This window comes from Pedobacter cryophilus (assembly GCF_005116455.1).
Taxonomy (GTDB): Bacteria; Bacteroidota; Bacteroidia; order Sphingobacteriales; family Sphingobacteriaceae; genus Pseudopedobacter; species Pseudopedobacter cryophilum.
The window spans coordinates 1-1,028 of sequence record NZ_SWBP01000014.1 but is presented as its reverse complement, the minus strand read 5'-3'; the positions used below and the strand labels follow the sequence as shown (position 1 = coordinate 1,028).

The following is a 1,028-nucleotide window of genomic DNA, read 5'->3' as shown; positions in this document are numbered from 1 at the left end:
TTTATAGTTGCTGTGGTACCGACTTCTACGTTTGCACTATTTTTCCAAATGTAGGTTATTGTTCCAACTGCATTGTTTACTGCTCCCGCAGTTACGCTTCCGGTTGAAGTGGCGTTACAAGTGGCATCGGTTTTAGTCGAAATAGCTAAAGTTAAGGCAGCTGGTTCTGCTATCGTTACGGTGTTAGTTCTGGTGAAACAATCATCTGTTACCGTAAGCGTGTAGGTATCTGCCGGTAAATTATTTACAGTTGCTGTGGTACCGATTACTACGTTTACACTGTTTTTCCAACTGTAAGTAACTGTTCCGACTGCATTGTTTATTGCTCCGGCAGTTACGCTTCCGGTTGAAGTAGCGTTACAAGTAGCATCGGTTTTTGTAGATGGCGCTAAAGTTAAGGCAGCTGGTTCTGCTATCGTTACGGTGTTGGTTCTGGTAAAACAATTATCTATTACTGTAAGCGTGTAGGTATCTGCTGGTAAATTGTTTACGTTGGCTGTGGTACCGACTTCTACGTTTGCACTATTTTTCCAACTGTAGGTTATTGTTCCAACTGCGTTGTTTATTGCTCCGGCGGTTACACTTCCGGTTGAGGTGGCATTACAGGTGGCATCGGTTTTTGTCGAGATGGCTAAGGTTAAGGCGGCTGGTTCTGCTATCGTTACGGTGTTGGTTCTGATAAAACAATCATCTGTTACTGTTAAAGTGTAAACTCCTACTGGCAGATTGTTTATAGTTGCTGTGGTACCGACTTCTACGTTTGCACTATTTTTCCAAATGTAGGTTATTGTTCCAACTGCATTGTTTACTGCTCCCGCAGTTACGCTTCCGGTTGAAGTGGCGTTACAAGTGGCATCGGTTTTAGTCGAAATAGCTAAAGTTAAGGCAGCTGGTTCTGCTATCGTTACGGTGTTAGTTCTGGTGAAACAATCATCTGTTACCGTAAGCGTGTAGGTATCTGCCGGTAAATTATTTACAGTTGCTGTGGTACCGATTACTACGTTTACACTGTTTTTCCAACTGTAAGT

At 42.8% G+C, this 1,028-nt stretch carries 1 pseudogene; it reads right to left on the bottom strand.

What is annotated here, in order from left to right:
• Positions 1 to 1,028 (bottom strand): annotated as a pseudogene (locus FA046_RS17375) (hypothetical protein); the annotation flags it as partial.